Annotated in this window: 17 protein-coding genes; 8 read left to right on the forward strand and 9 right to left on the reverse strand. The window is 68.3% G+C overall.

Annotated elements, in window-relative coordinates:
• Positions 1–990: an FAD-dependent oxidoreductase gene (locus ON19_RS11680; RefSeq protein WP_157229673.1), complete on the forward strand. Its 990-nt coding sequence runs from the start codon at positions 1–3 to the stop codon at positions 988–990.
• A 16-nt stretch (positions 991–1,006) separates the two neighbouring features.
• On the opposite strand, the gene ON19_RS11685 is transcribed toward ON19_RS11680, so the two are convergent.
• The 4 genes from ON19_RS11685 to ON19_RS11700 all read right to left on the reverse strand — a co-directional run bounded on the left by ON19_RS11685 (position 1,007) and on the right by ON19_RS11700 (position 5,450).
• On the reverse strand, positions 1,007–1,510 hold the full coding sequence (locus ON19_RS11685) for a helix-turn-helix domain-containing protein (protein ID WP_157229674.1): 504 nt from the start codon (positions 1,508–1,510) through the stop codon (positions 1,007–1,009).
• 263 nt (positions 1,511–1,773) lie between these two features.
• Positions 1,774–3,609, reverse strand: a complete 1,836-nt coding sequence (gene cysC, locus ON19_RS11690; RefSeq protein WP_043690086.1) for an adenylyl-sulfate kinase — start codon at positions 3,607–3,609, stop codon at positions 1,774–1,776.
• Positions 3,609–4,541 carry a sulfate adenylyltransferase subunit CysD gene (cysD, locus tag ON19_RS11695; RefSeq protein ID WP_043690087.1) on the reverse strand — a complete coding sequence of 311 codons (933 nt, stop codon included), beginning with the start codon at positions 4,539–4,541 and terminating at the stop codon, positions 3,609–3,611. Before cysD ends, cysC begins: the two co-directional genes overlap by 1 nt.
• A 9-nt stretch (positions 4,542–4,550) precedes the next feature.
• Positions 4,551–5,450 (reverse strand): helix-turn-helix domain-containing protein, encoded by a 900-nt coding sequence (locus tag ON19_RS11700; RefSeq protein WP_043690088.1) that lies wholly within the window; start codon positions 5,448–5,450, stop codon positions 4,551–4,553.
• Positions 5,451–5,534: 84 nt separating this feature from the next.
• Between ON19_RS11700 and ON19_RS11705 the strand changes: the two genes are divergently transcribed.
• Genes ON19_RS11705 through ON19_RS11715 form a run of 3 tightly spaced genes read left to right on the forward strand, consistent with a single transcriptional unit; the run spans position 5,535 to position 8,647 of the window.
• Entirely contained in the window at positions 5,535–6,698 is a 1,164-nt protein-coding gene (locus ON19_RS11705) for a hypothetical protein (RefSeq protein ID WP_043690089.1), read from the forward strand.
• Positions 6,698–7,474, forward strand: a complete 777-nt coding sequence (locus tag ON19_RS11710) for an SDR family oxidoreductase (RefSeq protein WP_043690091.1) — start codon at positions 6,698–6,700, stop codon at positions 7,472–7,474. The genes ON19_RS11705 and ON19_RS11710 overlap by 1 nt, the downstream gene beginning before the upstream one ends.
• Before the next feature lie 3 nt (positions 7,475–7,477).
• Positions 7,478–8,647: a sulfotransferase family protein gene (locus tag ON19_RS11715; RefSeq protein WP_043690093.1), complete on the forward strand. Its 1,170-nt coding sequence runs from the start codon at positions 7,478–7,480 to the stop codon at positions 8,645–8,647.
• 216 nt (positions 8,648–8,863) lie between these two features.
• Here the strand turns inward: ON19_RS11715 and ON19_RS11720 are convergent, their stop codons facing one another.
• The gene (locus ON19_RS11720; RefSeq protein WP_043690095.1) at positions 8,864–9,541 is read right to left on the reverse strand and encodes a PaaI family thioesterase; all 678 of its coding nucleotides are present in this window, start codon (positions 9,539–9,541) and stop codon (positions 8,864–8,866) included.
• Positions 9,542–9,742: 201 nt separating this feature from the next.
• On the opposite strand from ON19_RS11720, the gene ON19_RS11725 reads away from it, so the two are divergent.
• The gene (locus ON19_RS11725; RefSeq protein ID WP_043690098.1) at positions 9,743–10,393 is read left to right on the forward strand and encodes an HAD family hydrolase; all 651 of its coding nucleotides are present in this window, start codon (positions 9,743–9,745) and stop codon (positions 10,391–10,393) included.
• 24 nt (positions 10,394–10,417) lie between these two features.
• Here ON19_RS11725 and ON19_RS11730 read toward each other — a convergent pair whose 3' ends face one another.
• Entirely contained in the window at positions 10,418–11,011 is a 594-nt protein-coding gene (locus ON19_RS11730) for a TetR/AcrR family transcriptional regulator (RefSeq protein ID WP_043690100.1), read from the reverse strand.
• Positions 11,012–11,032: 21 nt separating this feature from the next.
• Here ON19_RS11730 and ON19_RS11735 point away from each other — a divergent pair, with 21 nt between their 5' ends.
• On the forward strand, positions 11,033–11,398 hold the full coding sequence (locus ON19_RS11735) for a hypothetical protein (protein WP_043690102.1): 366 nt from the start codon (positions 11,033–11,035) through the stop codon (positions 11,396–11,398).
• A complete protein-coding gene (locus ON19_RS11740; protein ID WP_043690104.1) occupies positions 11,395–11,916 on the forward strand; it encodes an SRPBCC family protein in 522 nt (173 codons plus the stop codon). The genes ON19_RS11735 and ON19_RS11740 overlap by 4 nt, the downstream gene beginning before the upstream one ends.
• A 122-nt stretch (positions 11,917–12,038) precedes the next feature.
• On the opposite strand, the gene ON19_RS11745 is transcribed toward ON19_RS11740, so the two are convergent.
• The 3 genes from ON19_RS11745 to ON19_RS11755 form a co-directional block, all read right to left on the reverse strand.
• On the reverse strand, positions 12,039–12,536 hold the full coding sequence (locus ON19_RS11745; protein ID WP_043690105.1) for a hypothetical protein: 498 nt from the start codon (positions 12,534–12,536) through the stop codon (positions 12,039–12,041).
• A gap of 215 nt (positions 12,537–12,751) precedes the next feature.
• Complete coding sequence (locus ON19_RS11750) at positions 12,752–13,558, reverse strand: ABC transporter ATP-binding protein (RefSeq protein ID WP_043690107.1); 807 nt, start codon at positions 13,556–13,558, stop codon at positions 12,752–12,754.
• Positions 13,555–14,226, reverse strand: a complete 672-nt coding sequence (locus tag ON19_RS11755; protein ID WP_043690109.1) for a FadR/GntR family transcriptional regulator — start codon at positions 14,224–14,226, stop codon at positions 13,555–13,557. The genes ON19_RS11750 and ON19_RS11755 overlap by 4 nt, the downstream gene beginning before the upstream one ends.
• Before the next feature lie 169 nt (positions 14,227–14,395).
• Between ON19_RS11755 and ON19_RS11760 the strand changes: the two genes are divergently transcribed.
• Positions 14,396–16,159 (forward strand): 2-isopropylmalate synthase, encoded by a 1,764-nt coding sequence (locus tag ON19_RS11760; RefSeq protein ID WP_083899308.1) that lies wholly within the window; start codon positions 14,396–14,398, stop codon positions 16,157–16,159.
• The last annotated feature ends 12 nt before the right edge of the window (positions 16,160–16,171 follow it).

Raw genomic sequence — 16,171 nt, forward strand, 5'->3', positions numbered from 1 at the left:
ATGTTTCGAGCGGAGGTCATCGGTTGCGGTATCGGAGGGGCATGCGCGGCTCTGGCGATGGCGAAAGTCGGTGCCCGCGTCCAGGTCTATGAGACCGCGCCGCGCACCGCCGAGGTGGGCGGGTGGGTCACCCTCGGCCCCGCGGCGTCGACCGCGCTCGATCAGATCGGTCTGGGCGAGAAGGTCAGGGCGGCCGGATTCCCGGTAGTCAGCGTCAGCACGGTCGACATGCTCACCGGGCGGACAGGCTCCTTCGCCCGCACCGAGCCCGGTCATCGCTGGTCCAGCACCCACGTGTGGCGCAAGGACCTGCTGGCCTTGTTGCGAGAAGGTTTGGCACAAGCGGATATTCCATGCGACTACGGAACTCGGGCGGATCCGGGCGAGCGCACGGGCGATCTGCTGGTCGGCGCGGACGGTGCTCGTTCGGTCACTCGGCGCATGCTCGGCGATTCCCGAGAGCCCACCTACACGGGCCAACTGATCCGATACGGACATTGCCCGGTTCCGGTGCCTGGGCTACCGACGAACGTGCTGCACTTCTGGTCGCACCCGGAGGGGGTAGCGGGGTATGTGGGGGACGACCGCGATGGATCGTTCTGGTTCAGCAGGCGAACCGTCGCGCCGGCGGCCGCGGCGGTCGACGCCGACGTGTTCCTCGGGGCACTGCGGGCCACCCCGGTGGTCGAGGTGCTGGAGCGTTCCGTGGTGAGCGCACCGATCGCACTGTACGAACTCGAACCCGAGGGGAGCTGGCACAACGCGGATACCGTCCTGATCGGCGATGCGGCGCACGCGGTGTCACCGGCGGCAGGGCGGGGCGCGACCTCCGCCATCGAGGATGCGATCGTCTTGGCGAAGACGCTGCGCAGTGCGGACTCCATTGCCGCGGCCCTGGAGTCCTATACGGAAGTTCGTCGTCCGATAGCGCAAGCGACCTATCGCCCGGGACCTGCGCCGCGAGTTTCGGCGGCGGATCTGCAACTCTGATACGCGCGATAGTGGATCAGTCAGGGGGACCGGGCTCTTCCTCGTCCCCCGTAGCAGCCGGTCGGCGGTAGAGTTCGTGCTGCTGGAGATCGCGCAGGATGTTGCCGACAATGGTGCCGAACGTCGACCTGCCGAGCTCGTTCAAAGTGCTCAGTTCGGACAGGCGGAAGCCGATCGCCTCCACGCCCGCCTCGGACAGCTCCGCGGCCAGCCGCGATTCGATACCGGCCTGCTGTGCGGCGGCGCCGTCCAGGAATTCGCGCACGTCGACGCCCAGTGCCACGGAAATCCCCTCGATGGTGCGGAAACTGGGATTGCGGACGCGTCCGAGCCGGATGTGCGAGACCTGGGCCGGACTCAGTGGATAGCCCAGCGCGGTCGAGCGCTCGGCGATGTCCTTGTTGGAGTAGCCCCGTGCATCCCGCTGCTGGGCGGCGGCGATCACCCGATTGAGCTGCCGCGCGATGGGACCGGCGTCCTCCGTCGGCTCACCGCTGATGTCATCTCCGTCGTCAGACACGCCCTGTGCCACCAACCTCCTGGTTCGGCCCGTCCCCGTGCAAGCATGGTAACCGGCAATAAAGGATCCGAGCGCACCGGCTAGAAATCTAGCGCTTTACAATCGGATCCTATCGCTCTACGCTCGTATCCGAACCGATTACGGAGATGTCACCGAGAGCCGGCTTCGTGTATCGACTGTGGAGGGGATAGCCGATCCACGAAGCCGGCGTTGACGTTTCGCACGACCGCGCAGGCAACTCAGCGCGTGATCGTGACCTCGGATCACTCCAACCGGGTCAGGCGCGCGATGATCGTCGCCGCCATCGATGCCGGGTCGCCATGGTCGGGGCGTAGCACTATTTCGGCTTCGGTCGGCGCTTCGTAGGGGTGATCGATGCCGGTGAAGCCGCGGATCTCGCCCGCGCGGGCCTTGGCGTACATGCCCTTGGGGTCGCGGGCTTCGCAGACCGCCAGTGGCGTGTCGACGAACACTTCCAGGAACGGGATACCCGCCGCTTCGTGTGCGGCGCGGACGCGGTCACGGTCGGCGCGGTAGGGACTGATCAGCGAAACCACCGCGACCACACCGGAGTCGGCGAACAGTTTCGCCACTTCGCCGACGCGGCGGACGTTCTCTTCCCGGTCGGCGGGGCTGAAGCCGAGATCCGAGTTGAGGCCGTGGCGCAGGTTGTCGCCGTCGAGGAGGAATGCCGGGCGGCCCGCGGCCACCAATCTGCGCTCCAGTTCCACGGCTACGGTGGACTTGCCGGAGCCGGACAGGCCGGTCAGCCAGACCGTCAGGCCACGGGTGGCGCGCTCGTCGCGCTCGACGGCGGTGGAGTGCCAGACCACCCGGGAGGACGGCAGGCTCGGGCCGGTGATCATGCCCGCGGCGACGGTGTTGTTGGTGGTGTCGTCGACGAGGATGAAGCTGCCCGTGGCGCGGTTGCGCCGGTAGGGGTCGAACAGCAAGGGTTGGCGGGTGCGCAGCTGGACGCGGCCGATCTCGTTGAGCGACAACGACGCCGCGTGTTCGTCGCGATGCAGGGTGTTGACGTCCAGCCGGTAGTCCAGGGAGCGCACTTCGGCGGTGACCGCGCGGGTGGTGTGCCGGATGGTGTAGGTAGCGCCCGGGGTCAGCTGAGCGTCTTCGGCGAACCAGCACACCATCGCGTCGAGATCGCGGTCGGTGTTCGGGCGATTGTTCGGACGGCAGATCAGATCACCGCGGGAGATGTCCAGCTCGTCGGCGAGCTGGATGGTGACCGCCTGCGGCGGAAAGGCTTCCGCGACCGGCGCGCCGCCCGGACCCCAGATCGCCTCCACCGTGGTGGTGAAACCCGACGGCAGCACCGCCACTTCGTCGCCCGGTTTGAAGACCCCACCCGCGACGGTGCCCGCGTAACCGCGGAAATCCTGCGCGTGGCTGCGGGTGACGTACTGCACCGGGAAACGTGCGTCGATCAGGTTGCGGTCGGAGGCGATGTGCACCTCTTCCAGATGGTGCAGCAGGGGAGTGCCCTCGTACCACGGCATGCTCGCGCCACGGTGCACGATGTTGTCGCCGTGCAGCGCCGACACGGGCACGAAGGTCAGGTCGGAGACCTCCAGTTTGGAGGCCCACCGCGCGAACTCCGCACGGATCTCCTCGAACCGCTCCTGCGACCAGTCCACCAGGTCCATCTTGTTCACGCACAGCACCAGGTGCGGAATGCCGAGCAGACCGGCCAGGAACGCGTGCCGACGGGTCTGCTCCACCACGCCTTTGCGGGCGTCCACCAGGATCAGCGCCAGGTCGGCGGTCGAGGCGCCGGTCACCATGTTGCGCGTGTACTGCACGTGCCCCGGCGTGTCCGCGATGATGAATTTCCGTCTGGGCGTGGCGAAATAGCGATGTGCCACGTCGATGGTGATGCCCTGTTCGCGTTCGGCGCGCAGGCCGTCGGTGAGCAGAGCCAGGTTGGGATAGTCGTCGCCGCGGTCGCGGCTGGTGCGCTCCACCGCGGCGAGCTGATCGGTGAACAGCGTCTTGGAGTCGAACAGCAGCCTGCCGATCAGCGTCGACTTGCCGTCGTCGACGCTGCCCGCGGTAGCCAGGCGCAACAGTGTGGTCGTCATCAGAAGTAGCCTTCGCGTTTGCGGTCTTCCATGCCTGCCTCGGAGATGCGGTCGTCGGCGCGGGTGGCCCCGCGCTCGGTGACCCGCGCCGCGGCGACCTCGGCGACCACCTCCGCGGGTGTGGCCGCGGTGGATTCGACGCAGCCGGTGCAGGTCGCGTCGCCGACCGTGCGGAACCGTACGGTGGCCTCGTAGGGCTGCTCGCCGTCGAGCAGGTGGAGAAAACGGGTGTGCGCCAACAGCATTCCGTCGCGCTGTACCACCTGCCTGCGGTGCGCGTAGTAGAGCGGGGGCAGTTCGATGCCCTCGGCGGCGATGTAGCTCCAGATGTCCAGCTCGGTCCAGTTCGACAACGGGAACACCCGGATGTGCTCGCCGGCCCGGTGCCTGCCGTTGTAGAGGTTCCACAGCTCGGGGCGCTGCCTGCGCGGGTCCCACTGGCCGTACTCGTCGCGGAAGCTGAACACCCGTTCCTTGGCGCGGGCCTTCTCCTCGTCACGCCGCGCGCCGCCGAAGACCGCGTCGAAGGCTCCTTCCTGGATCGAGCGCAGCAGCGTCGTCGTCTGCAACCGGTTGCGGGAGGCGCGTGGCCCGGTTTCCTCGACCGCCCGTCCCGCATCGATGTCGTCCTGCACCCGCCCGACGACCAGGCGCAGGCTCAGGCGCGTCACCGTCTCGTCGCGGTAGGCGATCACCTCGTCGAAATTGTGCCCGGTGTCGATGTGCAGCACCGGGAACGGCAGCGGCGCGGGCCAGAAGGCCTTCGCCGCCAGGTGCAGCATCACCACCGAGTCCTTGCCGCCGGAGAACAGCAACACCGGGCGCTCGAAGGTCGCTGCCACTTCACGGAATATGTGCGCCGACTCGGCCTCGAGTGCGTCCAGATGGGGCAGCTCGTAGGTGCTCGCCGTCGACTTCGCGTACTGGCTCACACCGCAAAACTAGAACACGTTTCGGTTGTCGGTCAATGGCTTGTGTCCGCCGGAGTTCGCCGTCACCGCGTCGGCGGCGGCTATCAGCTCGCTGCCGCGGCGGGCGATCTCGGCACCGGTGACCGAGCGGCCGACGTACATCGTGAGCACCATGTTCTGCCTGCCGTCGCCGTCGTAGGTCGGAGCGGCGAGCAGGCTCACCGCGTGTTCTTTGCGCGGCCGCAGGTCCGAGCCCAGGTACACCCGCTCGCCGAGGCTGGTCACCAGCTCGCCGACCAGTTCGCGCAGCTCGGGAGGTAGATCACGGTCGGCGACCCCGGCCAGCAGCGAGTACAGCCGCCGCCCGGCCGTGGTCATGCTCTCCACCAGGAATCCGCGCTCCCGGCATTCGGCCACGACCTGGCGCAAGCGCGCTTCGTCCTGACGTAGCGGCACGGCGGGCGGCTTGGCGAGCCAGGCGTCGAACGCCGCGTCGGTGTCCCAGAGCACGTACATCAGGCCGACCGGCGGCGCGAAGTGGTAGGCCGCGCCCACCTTCACCAGGCCTGGGCCGGTGCTTTCCAGCACCATGATCTGCTCGCCGACCACCGCCGACGCCGTGCAGGTCGTGTGGTAGCGCGTGGAGAGTTTCTCCAGCTCGACGCGGGCGAGCGCGGAGATGGCGAAGCTGTCCTGCGCCACCCGCCCGGCCGCGATCAGCGCCGGTCCGAGCCCGTAGGTGCGGGTATCGGCGTCGCGGATCAGGTAGCCGCTCGAGGTCAGCTCGGTGAGGATGCCCAGGCAGGTCGGTTTGGCCAGGTCGAGCTCGCGGGCGAGCTCGGAGAGTCCGAAGCGTTTCCCGCGCTGTTCGACGAAGAAATCCAGGACCTGAACCACTCGTGCGGTGGGTGCGGACCGACGGCCGACCATTGACCACTCCTAGAACACGTTCTAATCTTTTCTCTATAGAAATGTACCAGAGTGGTACATATTTGGAACACCGGAGAGAGCCTCTTGCTGACACAGCCGTTCGCGGACGCCATCGCCGCCGCCGAGCAGATCATCACCGGAGCCGCGCACATCCGCACCGAACAGGACCTTGTTGAGGGCTACGACTATCTGGCGGGCAGCATCCGCGCGTCGTTGCAGATGGCCTGGGCCTACGAGCGGGACTTCCCGTTCTTCGTGATGTCCACCGGTCCCTACACCAAGATGGGCCTGGACAACCCCGACACCCTCTACTTCCACTCCTATCTGCGGCCGGACGCGGAATACGTGGTGACCGGCACCCGCGGCACCACCCGCGACCTGAGCTTCCAGGTGCTCAACGGCAACTATTCGCCGGTGGACGTGCCCGACAGTCTCACCGCCTTCGACGACCGCGAGCTCGACATCCGCCCGGACGGTACCTACGAGATCCGGTTCGGGCCGGGCGAGGCGCGCCCCGGTTACGTGCACCTGGGCGCCGACGCGGCGATGCTCGTGGTTCGCGAGGTGCACAGCGATTGGGCGACCGACAAGGCGGGCACGATCCGCATCCATCGGGCGGATCGCATCGGTGACGCGCCGCCGCCGCTGACCAAGGACGTGCTGACCAAGCGGTACGACGTAGCGGGGAAGATGCTGGTGTCGCGGCTGAAGACCTTCCTCGCCTTCCCCGAGTGGTTCTACCTGAACCTGCCGGTGAACACGCTGACCGAGCCAAGGCCGACGCCGGGCGGGCTGAGCACGCAGTTCTCCTCGGTCGGTCACTACGAGCTGGACGACGACCAGGCCATGATCATCACGGTGCCGAAATCCGACGCCCCCTATCAGGGCTTCCAGCTCGGCAGCATGTGGTACCTGTCGCTGGACTACATCAACCACCAGACCAGCCTCACCGCCGACCAGGCGCACGTGGACCCGGACGGGATGATCCGCCTGGTGGTCAGCGAGCACGACCCAGGTCTGACCAACTGGATCGAGCGCACCGGGCACGCCAGGGGATACCTGCAGTTCCGCTGGCAGCGGCTGTCGCGGGAGATGAAACCGGACGACGGCCCGACCGTGGAGCTGGTGGCGGTCGCCGACCTGCCCGCCCGCTTGCCGTACTACGAGCAGGCGCGCGTCACGCCGAAGCAGTGGCGGGACCGGATCGCGGCGCGGCAGATCGCCGTCGCGGAGAGGATGCTGGGCTGATGTTGTTGCGGGACAAAGTGGTCGTCGTCTCCGGCGTCGGGCCGGGACTCGGGCGTGCGATCGCCGTGCAGAGCGCGAAAGCGGGGGCCGACGTGGTGCTCGCCTCCCGGACCGAGTCACGGCTGACCGAGGTGGCCAAGGAGATCACCGAACTCGGCAGGCGCGCGGTGGTCGTGCCGACCGACATCAACGACGAGGCCGCGGCGGCCAACCTGGTGGAGACCGCGCACAGCGCGTTCGGCAAGGTCGACGCGCTGGTGAACAACGCCTTCGCCATCCCGCCCATCGTCGATCTCGCCGACGTCGACCTGGACCAGGTGCGCGCGGGCTTCGAGACGAACGTGCTGGCCGCGTTGCGCCTGACCAGGCTGTTCGTGCCCGCCCTCGCCGAAACCAAGGGTTCGGTGGTGATGATCAACTCGGCCGTTCTGCGCCACTCGCGGCGGACCTTCGGGCCGTACAAGATGGCCAAGGCCAGCCTGCTCGCGCTGGCGCAGAGCCTGGCCACCGAACTCGGACCGAAGGGCATCCGGGTGAATTCGGTCGCGCCCGGTTACATCTGGGCCGACAACCTGAAGTGGTACTTCAACTACTTGGCCCAGCAGCGGGGGATCACCCCCGAGGAGGTCTACGCCGAGACCGCGAAGACCACCGACCTGCGCAAACTGCCCGAACCCGACGAGATCGCCGACGCGGTCGTGTTCTTCGCGTCCGCGATGGCCCGCGCGATCACCGGCGCGTGCCTGGACGTCAACGCCGGCGAATACCACCACTAGGAGATGACCGTGATCGGTAGGGACGACGTCGGGACCATCGACGATCTGCACGCCTCGGCGACGAAGGTGGTCGGGCTGGACGATTTCGGGACCGACGACTATCGCGAGGGCCTCGAGGTGTTGCTCGAGTCCTATGCCGAGGATGCCGAACTCACGCCCTTCGGCAACAAGGTCAACCGCGCCTTCCTGCGTGGCGCGCTGATCGCCCGGCTGCTCAGCGAGGCCGCCTGGCAGCAGTTCCCGCAGCACGCCGACGTGGCCGTCGAACGGCCGATCTTCGTGACCGGTCTGCCGCGCTCGGGCACGACGGCGGTGCACCGCCTGCTCAACGCCGACCCGGCGCACCAGGGGCTGGAGATGTGGCTGACCGAGATGCCGCAGCCGCGCCCGCCTCGCGAGACCTGGGCGAGCAATCCGGTCTACCAGCGTCTGGCCGCCGCCTACGAGAAGCATCACGTGGAGCACCCGGAATTCATGGGCGTGCACCATATCTCGGCCGATCAGGTGGAGGAGTGCTGGCAGCTGCTGCGGCAGTCGGCCATGTCGGTGTCCTACGAGTGCCTGGCCTATCTGCCCACCTATTCCGAATGGTTGCGCGATCGGGATTGGACGCCCGCCTACCGCAGGCACCGGCGCAATCTCCAGCTGATCGGGCTGCCGGACGTGGGTAAACGCTGGGTGCTGAAGAACCCCAGCCACTTGTTCGCATCGGACGCCATTTTCGAGGTCTATCCGGACGCGCTGGTCATCCAGATGCACCGCGATCCGCGCACCATCATCGCGTCGGTGTGCAGCTTGAACGAGCAGGCGTCGGCGGGCTGGTCGGAGAAGTTCCGCGGGCCGGTGGTGGGCGCGACGCAGCTGGATCTGTGGGCGCGCGGCGCGGAGCGGTTCCTCGCCGACCGCAAGCGCCACGACGCAGCGCAGTTCTGCGATGTCGACTACGACGAGTTCGTCGCCGACCCGATCGGCACCGTCGAGTCGATCTACCGGCACTTCGGGCTGCCGCTGACCGGCGAGGCGAGCGCGGCGATGACCGCCTTGCATGCGGAAAGCACTTCGGGCGCCGCGCGTCCGGCGCACCGCTACACCCTCGCCGACTTCGGTCTGACCGCCGATCAGGTGGACGCCCGGTTCGGCGCATACCGGGAAGCGCATTTCCCGGGGAGGTGATCAATCGGTGCTCGCCGGTCGGCAAGTACGAGCGGCGAGCACCGGAACACCGCTATCGCGAAGGCATTGCGAGCCGATCTGCATCGAGTGCACGCGCGGCCGCGCCCGGCGAGTGTGCGTCCCGCCTACCTGCGCTTATCGAATTCGCCTGGACGGCATGACATTTCGTGCATTCGTGCACAGCATGCCATCCGGGACCGTGCTCGCCGCGCCGCCTCAGGGCTGCCCGGGCTTCAGCACGATGAACAAGCCGTTCGCCTCCGCGCACAGCCGGTCACCGTCGTGCAGGGTGGCTCGCACGTAGACCTTGCGCCCCTCCTGACGTTCCGCCCACGCCCGCACCTTCAGTTCGGTGTTCAGCGGCGTGATGGAACGGTAGTCGACGGTGAGCGACGCGGTCCTGGTCACCGAGCCCGAGTGCACCGCCGCGGCCATGCCGAGCAGGTCGTCGAAGGCGATGGCGATCTGGCCGCCGTGGGCGGCGCTGTTGCCGCCGAGGTGGAAGGTGCGGAAGGTGATGCGCGCGTCGACGCCCTGCCTGCGATCGACATGATCGATGAAGAACGGCGGCAGGGTGATGTTGCCGCGGGCGGGCAGGTCGAAGCGGGTCCAGTTGGGCGTCGACCACTCGTCCACCGCGGCGGCGTCGAGCTTGTCGTTGAGCTCCTTCAGGATGCCGATCGCGTCCACCGCCAGCTCGTCGGAGGGCGAGGCCAGCCGGACCCGGTCCATCAGACCGCGCACCTGCTCGATGAACTGCCCGTAGTGCGGCCCGCCGCGGGAGATGTCGTCCTTGGCGGCCTCGTGCGCGGCGATCAGCTCGGTCATCGGCCGGAACCCGCCCTCGTGGTGCTCCTTGCTCGGCAGCGAGTCGCCGGCCTGCGGTTCGTTCATGAGAACAAGTTATCGGTTGCCTGCTGAATGCTCGCCGGGCGGGTGCCGCGTTGCGCCGTCGCGGGCTGTCACAGCATAGGCTGGTGCGCGACCGGAGATCGCCTCTGCACCGGGGGCGCCGGCACGGTTTCGGTGGCCGGATGTCCGACCCGGCCGCGATCGACCTCTGACCGCTTTCGGCTGGCGAAAGGCTCTGTGCGCATGGGTATCACCGCGGTCGTCTTCGACATGGACGGCGTACTGATCGACTCCGAGCCGGTCTGGGAATCGGTGCGGCGCGGCTACGTCGCGGAGCAGGGCGGGCGGTGGCTGCCCGACTCTCAGCAGCGGCTGATGGGCATGAGCACCGGTGAGTGGTCGGCCTACCTGAGCGGCGAACTCGGTGTGGGCGCGCCGCCGCAGACCGTCGCGCGGGAGGTGATCGAGCGGATGTCCGCGCGCTACGACGAGGCGGTGCCGCTGCTGCCGGGCGCCGTCGACGCCGTGCAGCGGATCAGCGAGCGCTGGCCGCTCGGGCTGGCCAGCTCGTCGCCCCGCGCGCTCATCGACACGGTGCTGGGGCGGACAGGCCTGATCGAATACTTCACCGTCACCTTCTCCACCGAAGAGGTCGATCGGGGCAAACCGGCGCCGGACGTCTACTCGACGGTCGCGACGTTCCTGCGCAAGCAGCCGTCGGACTGTGTGGCCGTGGAGGATTCGAGCAACGGCCTGCGCTCGGCGCACGCGGCGGGGATGCGGGTGATCGCGGCGCCCCGCCCGGAATACCCACCTGCTCCCGACGCGCTGGCGCTGGCCGCGAAGGTCATCTCCGGCCTCGACGAACTCATTCCCGCACTGATCGCCGGTTGAGCCGCCGGCCGCATACCGGCCCGGTCAGTGACGGTAGGAAGTCAGCAGGGCCCGGGCGGCGGCGGTCAGGTCGTCCTCCAGCCAGTCGGGCAGCGTCGGAGCGTACACGTGGCGGCGCAGCGCCGCGTAGGGCAGATCGACGATCGCGCGGCTGACCGCATCTATCTCACGCTCGCCGTCCCGGTCGAACAGAGCACGCGCGATGCGGCGCAGATGCTCGATCAGCGGCGCGTTCATGGTGGCCAGAGTGGCCCGGAAGTCGGCGTCCGGCCCGCCGTCGAGCAGGTCGCTGGGACGCAGGTTGAGCAACAGCTTGGCGTCCTCGGGGAGTTCGCGCCCGAACCGGAGGGCGGCCCGCACCATCGCGACACCGGCCTCGATCGCGTCCGGTTCCTCGGCCGCGGCCAGGGTGCCGTCCTGGAAGCGGCGCAGCGCGCGCAGCCAAGCCGCGGTGAGCACACCGTTGCGGTTGCCGAACCGGTGGTACAGGGTGCCTACCGGAGCGCCGCTGGCCTCGGCGATCGCCGACACGCTGGCCGCGCGAGGGCCCTCGGCGAGCACCAGTGTGCGCGTTGCGTCGAGGATCACGTCGGTGTCGTGCTTGCGGGGTGGCGCCATCTACTAGTACGTTCCTTCTATATGGAGCGTTTGTCCTATATTGATGAGCATGCCAGATCTGTCGACGCGAACCGCGATCGGGCGTGGAAGGCGGTGCTGAAAGTCATGTGCCGCGACCCGCGCGAACCCAAGGCGCCGGCCGGGTTCGTTTTCGAATCCGTCGCGGAACCGCACCGCCTGGCGCTGCGCGGGCAGCACTGGTTCTCGAAGTACGCGCTGATCTTCGAACTGGACGAGGATGGCCCGAGCCGGACTCGGGTCCGCGCGCGCAGCTATGGTGATTTTCCCGGTCCGCACGGCCGGATCTATCGCGCGCTGGTGATCGGGACCGGCGGTCACCGCTTGGTGGTGCGCCGGATGCTGCGCCGGATCGCGGCGGCGGCATGATCCCGGGGACGGTGTGGGGCGCCACCGAGGCCGAGCGCGAGGCGCCTCTGCCGTGCGACGAGCGGCAGCCCGGCGGGTTCCAGGCTGATCGGGCGATCGGCATCGATGCGCCGCCCGCTCTCGTCTACGCCTGGTTGTGCCAGTTGCGCGTCGGTCCCTACAGCTACGACCTGCTGGACAACTTCGGCAAACGCAGCCCGCGCCTGCGCGATCCGAAGCTCACCGAACTCGAGGTGGGGCAACGGTTCATGTCCCAGTTCGAGCTGGTGTCCTTCGTCCTGGGCAGGCACATCACCCTGATCGCGGGCAACGTGTGCGTCACCTACGCGGTGCGTCCCGTCGGCACGGGAACCCGGCTCGTGGTCCGGATACGCTTCGGCGGACCGAAACTCGTCGCCGTGGCGATGGCGATCGGCGACGTGCTCATGATGCGCAAGCAACTGCTGACGCTGAAGGAACTCGCCGAGGCCGAACACCGCACCGGCTCGGCGGCCGCCCCAGGGCGATCGCAACGCTGACGCGCCGTATCGGCACCGTGTGGGCGCGGTGGCCGCTCACCGAGGGCCGCACGACGCAGGGGCCCTCTGCTTCCCGGCGCCGATCTCGACCCGAGCGTGACGGTGGTTCGACCGGACGACGCTCAGCGTGGGCGCTCCACCAGGTCGAACTTCCGTTGCTCGAATCCCTCCGGCACGGTGTCGCGCACCGAGATCAGGGCGTGCGCCCAGGAGCCGAGGACGGTGTGGTCGCCCGCGATCCGGCCGTGGTCCGGCGCGGGTTCGGCGGTGAGCAAGGGCAACGGATGCATGCGGTGACGAGCCTCGTTCTCCAGCACGGTCGCTTTGTCCACGAAGATCCGCAGGTCGTGGTTGAGCAGGTACCGGCCGACGGCACCGTGTTCCGACGGTACCAGTGCTGCCACGAAACCCGCTGTTCGATAAAGATTTTCGCCGCGCCTTGAACGCGGCGCGTCTCGTCCGGCCCAGGTGACCCGTGCGGGCGTCGTGAGCAGTCGTTCGATCCCTTGCACGAGGTGGTGGCCGATCCTGGCGTGGTCCATGAGCTTCGCGCCCGCGTCCACGTAGCCGAGCACGAGATGGTCGTCGGTGCGGAGTACTGCTCGATAGAGCTGCCACACGTAGCCGTATTCCCTTCGGTGATAGTGGATTTCGTTGCATGCTCACACGCGATTGCGGTGTGGCGATTACAGCGGCGTTACCACCGTGGTGCGGTCGAGTCGGAGGGAAGTCGATCTGGGCGCAACATAGAGCAGTTCGGACACCGCAGGGGGTGCCCGGCCGAGTCAGCTGCTCGAGTAACCCTCGATGCAGATCCGGTGTGGTGGTGGGCTGTCTACTGCGGCCAGGCGGAGGGTTTGCGCGCCGCCCGCGCGGTCCAGCGACCGTCGTCGTGACGGACCTCCACCGGGTGTGTGAAGGCGGCGGTGATGTTCTCGGTGGTGATCGTTTCCAGAGCGGGGCCCGCCGCGACGGCGTGGCCGTCCGCGATCAGCAAGGCGTGCGTCGTCGTGCTGGGCAGTTCCTCCAAGTGGTGGGTGACCAGGATGGAGGCGACGTCGGGGTGGGTCCGGTCCAGCATGTCGAGGGTGTCCAGGAGTTGTTCGCGGGCGGCGACGTCCAAGCCGGTGGACGGTTCGTCGAACAGCAGCAGTCGCGGCTCCGCGATCAGCGCGCGGGCGATGAGCGTGCGGCCGCGCTCGCCCTGGCTCAGCGTGGGCCAGAGTTCGTTCGTCTTTCCGGTCAGGCCCACGGTGTCGATCATCGCGTCGGCCCGGTCGAGCTGGCCGGGCGTCGGTGTCCAGCGCATCGGGGTGTCGATGGTCGCGGTCAGGCCGGTCAGCACGACCTCGCGGATGGTCAGTGCGGAGCGCAGGGGATGGCGCGGGTTGATCTGGCCGATGCCACGGCGCAGTTGCTGCAATTCGACGCGGCCGAGTTCGGCGCCGAGCACCCGCACCGACCCCGAGGTCGGGAAGGTGACCGCCCCGCAGAAGCCGAGCAGCGTGCTCTTGCCCGCGCCGTTGGGGCCCAGCAGCGCCCAGCGTTCGCCCGCGCGCACCGTCAGCGAGATGCCGTTGATGATCTTCTTGCCGTCCCGGCGGAATGTCACGTCGGTCAACTCGAGCACCGGATCGGTCACGTGAAAGCCCCTTTCAGGGTGGTCAGGTGGGCGCGGCTGTATTCCGCCGCGGCGGTGGCGTCGCGGGCGGCGATCGCGTCGGCCAGCCGCTGATGCGCGGCGTGATCCGCGGACTCCGAGGGCACCGGGCGGATCTTCAGCATGTCGATCATCGCCAGGCGCAGCCGAGGGAGGAAGCTGTCGAACAGCTGGGTCAGCACGTCGTTGTGGGCGGCCACGATGACTGCGCGGTGGAATGCCATATCGGCGTCGACGTGCTCGGCGATCGGCTCGCCATGTGCCTGGCGCGCGGCCAGCGCACGACGAATCAGGCGCAGGTCGGCCGGGCTTCGCCGCTGGGCGGCCAGTGCCGCGGCCTCGGCCTCGATGGCGATGCGCGCTTCGATCACCGCGGCGATGGTGGCGCGGCGCAGCACGGCGTCCCATTCCTCGGTCACGTCGAGGGCGGTCACGAAGACACCGGCGCCCTGACGGCTGTCCAGCACCCCTTTGCCCGCCAGCTCACGGATCGCCTCCCGCAGCGTCGAGCGTCCGACGCCCAGCTGCGCGGCCAGCGTGGTCTCGCCCGGCAGGCGGTGACCGAGCGGCCATTCGCCCGCGCGGATGCGGGCCAGCAGCACTTCGGCCGTCTGCGCGGCCAGTGGATGGCGCCGTACCTGGGAAAGCATCGCAACCTCTCTACTTGTCTGAGGAGTCGTGTACAGTCTAGCCATCATGCGCACCATGCTTCTGCTCAGCCGCCACGGCGGGGCCTGAACGACCGGCCTCCCGCCGTGGGGCTTCGTCGTGGCCGGTCACTTTTCGTCGTGACGGCCCGTTCGGCCAGGAAGCAGACCCATGACCACCGCATTCCCCACCATCGACACTCCCGCGGGCGACGTACCGGACCGTGCTCCGGCATGGAATCGCCAGCGGCGTTCCCAGATGCCCTCGCATCGCTACCGCGAGGTCTACCAGCGCGTGGAAGTGCCGCTCACCCAGCGGTATTGGCCCGAGGCCAGGATCACCCAGGCGCCCCTGTGGGTGCCGGTCGACCTGCGCGACGGCAACCAGGCGCTCGCCGAGCCGATGGACCCGGCGCGCAAGCGGCGCTTCTTCGAACTCCTGATCGCTATGGGGTACAAGGAGATCGAGGTCGGCTATCCGTCGGCCTCCCAGACCGATTTCGACTTCGTCCGGCTCATCGCCGAGGACGATCTCGCGCCCGAGGACGTGACGATCGTCGTGTTCACCCCCGCGCGGCGAGATTTGATCGAGCGCACCGTCGCATCGATCCGCGGCATCCGCAACGACGTCGTGATCCACATGTACACCGCCACGGCTCCCGCTTGGCGTGACATCGTGCTCGGCAAGGACCGCGCGGCGCTGCGCGAGCTGATCCTCGACGGCGGCCGCACCGTGCTCGCGGCCGCCGGGGACCTGCCGAACGTGCGGTTCGAATTCTCGCCCGAGGTGTTCAACCTGACCGAGCCCGATTACGTGCTCGACATCTGCGACCGGATGACGACGTTGTGGGACGCCACCGTGCGGCGGCCGGTCCTCCTGAACCTGCCTGCCACCGTCGAGGTCGCCACCCCGAACGTCTATGCCGACCAGATCGAGTACATGCACCGCAATCTGGCCCGCCGCGACAGCGTCATCCTGTCGGTGCACCCGCACAACGATCGCGGCACCGGCATCGCGTGTGCCGAGCTGGCGGTGCTCGCGGGCGCGCAACGCGTCGAGGGCTGCGTCTTCGGCAACGGCGAGCGCACCGGCAATGTCGACATCGCCACGCTGGCCCTGAATCTGCACGCGCAAGGCGTGGATCCGATGATCGGCTTCTCCGACATCGATGAGATCCGCCGCACCGTCGAATACTGCACGGGCATGCCGATCCACGAACGGCACCCGTACGTCGGCGACCTGGTGCACACCGCGTTCTCCGGCACCCATCAAGACGCGATCAAGAAGGGATTGGCCGAGCATCGCGCCCGAGCCACCGCGACGGGCGTCGCCGAACGGGAACTCGACTGGCACGTGCCGTATCTGCCGATCGATCCCGGCGACCTCGGCCGCGGCTACGAGGCGGTGATCCGGGTCAATTCCCAGTCCGGCAAGGGCGGCATCGCCTACCTGCTGCACCGCGAATACGGCATGGACCTGCCGCGACGACTGCAGATCGACTTCGCCGCGCACGTCCAGGCGCGCGCCGATGACACCGGCGTCGAGATCACCGCCGCCGAACTGCGTGATCTGTTCGAGGCGATCTACTTCGAGGATCCGTCGTGGCTGGACTTGAAGGACTGGCGCACCAGCGGCGACGGCGCGCAGGCGTGTACCGAGATCACGCTGACCGTCGACGGGGTCACCCACCGTACGCGGCGCCACGGCGGTCCTGTCGCGGCGCTGACCGAGGCACTGGCCGAAGCGGGATATCCGATCGAGGTGCTGGGCCTGACCCAGCAGTCGATCGAGCCGGGCAGCGACGGCGCCGCGATCACATATCTGGAATATCGCAGCGGCAGGCACACCGGTTGGTCCTGCGGGCGAAGCGATTCCGTACTCGCGGCCACGCTGGCTGCGGTCGTGCGCGCCGCCGGACGCGTGGCGCGGCGGTGATCCCGCCACGGT

Origin of the sequence: Nocardia abscessus NBRC 100374 (assembly GCF_000308455.1) — a bacterium.
In the GTDB taxonomy this organism is placed as follows: domain Bacteria; phylum Actinomycetota; class Actinomycetes; order Mycobacteriales; family Mycobacteriaceae; genus Nocardia; species Nocardia abscessus.

Bases quoted from the DNA above. Each gene is read 5' to 3' on its own strand.
- ON19_RS11680 (WP_157229673.1), top strand. From the start codon at position 1: ATGTTTCGAGCGGAGGTCATCGGTTGCGGTATCGGAGGGGCATGCGCG.
- cysC (WP_043690086.1), bottom strand. From the start codon at position 3,609: ATGACGACCACACTGTTGCGCCTGGCTACCGCGGGCAGCGTCGACGAC.
- ON19_RS11700 (WP_043690088.1), bottom strand. From the start codon at position 5,450: ATGGTCGGCCGTCGGTCCGCACCCACCGCACGAGTGGTTCAGGTCCTG.
- ON19_RS11710 (WP_043690091.1), top strand. From the start codon at position 6,698: ATGTTGTTGCGGGACAAAGTGGTCGTCGTCTCCGGCGTCGGGCCGGGA.
- ON19_RS11715 (WP_043690093.1), top strand. From the start codon at position 7,478: ATGACCGTGATCGGTAGGGACGACGTCGGGACCATCGACGATCTGCAC.
- ON19_RS11720 (WP_043690095.1), bottom strand. From the start codon at position 9,541: ATGAACGAACCGCAGGCCGGCGACTCGCTGCCGAGCAAGGAGCACCAC.
- ON19_RS11725 (WP_043690098.1), top strand. From the start codon at position 9,743: ATGGGTATCACCGCGGTCGTCTTCGACATGGACGGCGTACTGATCGAC.
- ON19_RS11730 (WP_043690100.1), bottom strand. From the start codon at position 11,011: ATGGCGCCACCCCGCAAGCACGACACCGACGTGATCCTCGACGCAACG.
- ON19_RS11735 (WP_043690102.1), top strand. From the start codon at position 11,033: ATGGAGCGTTTGTCCTATATTGATGAGCATGCCAGATCTGTCGACGCG.
- ON19_RS11740 (WP_043690104.1), top strand. From the start codon at position 11,395: ATGATCCCGGGGACGGTGTGGGGCGCCACCGAGGCCGAGCGCGAGGCG.
- ON19_RS11755 (WP_043690109.1), bottom strand. From the start codon at position 14,226: ATGCTTTCCCAGGTACGGCGCCATCCACTGGCCGCGCAGACGGCCGAA.
- ON19_RS11760 (WP_083899308.1), top strand. From the start codon at position 14,396: ATGACCACCGCATTCCCCACCATCGACACTCCCGCGGGCGACGTACCG.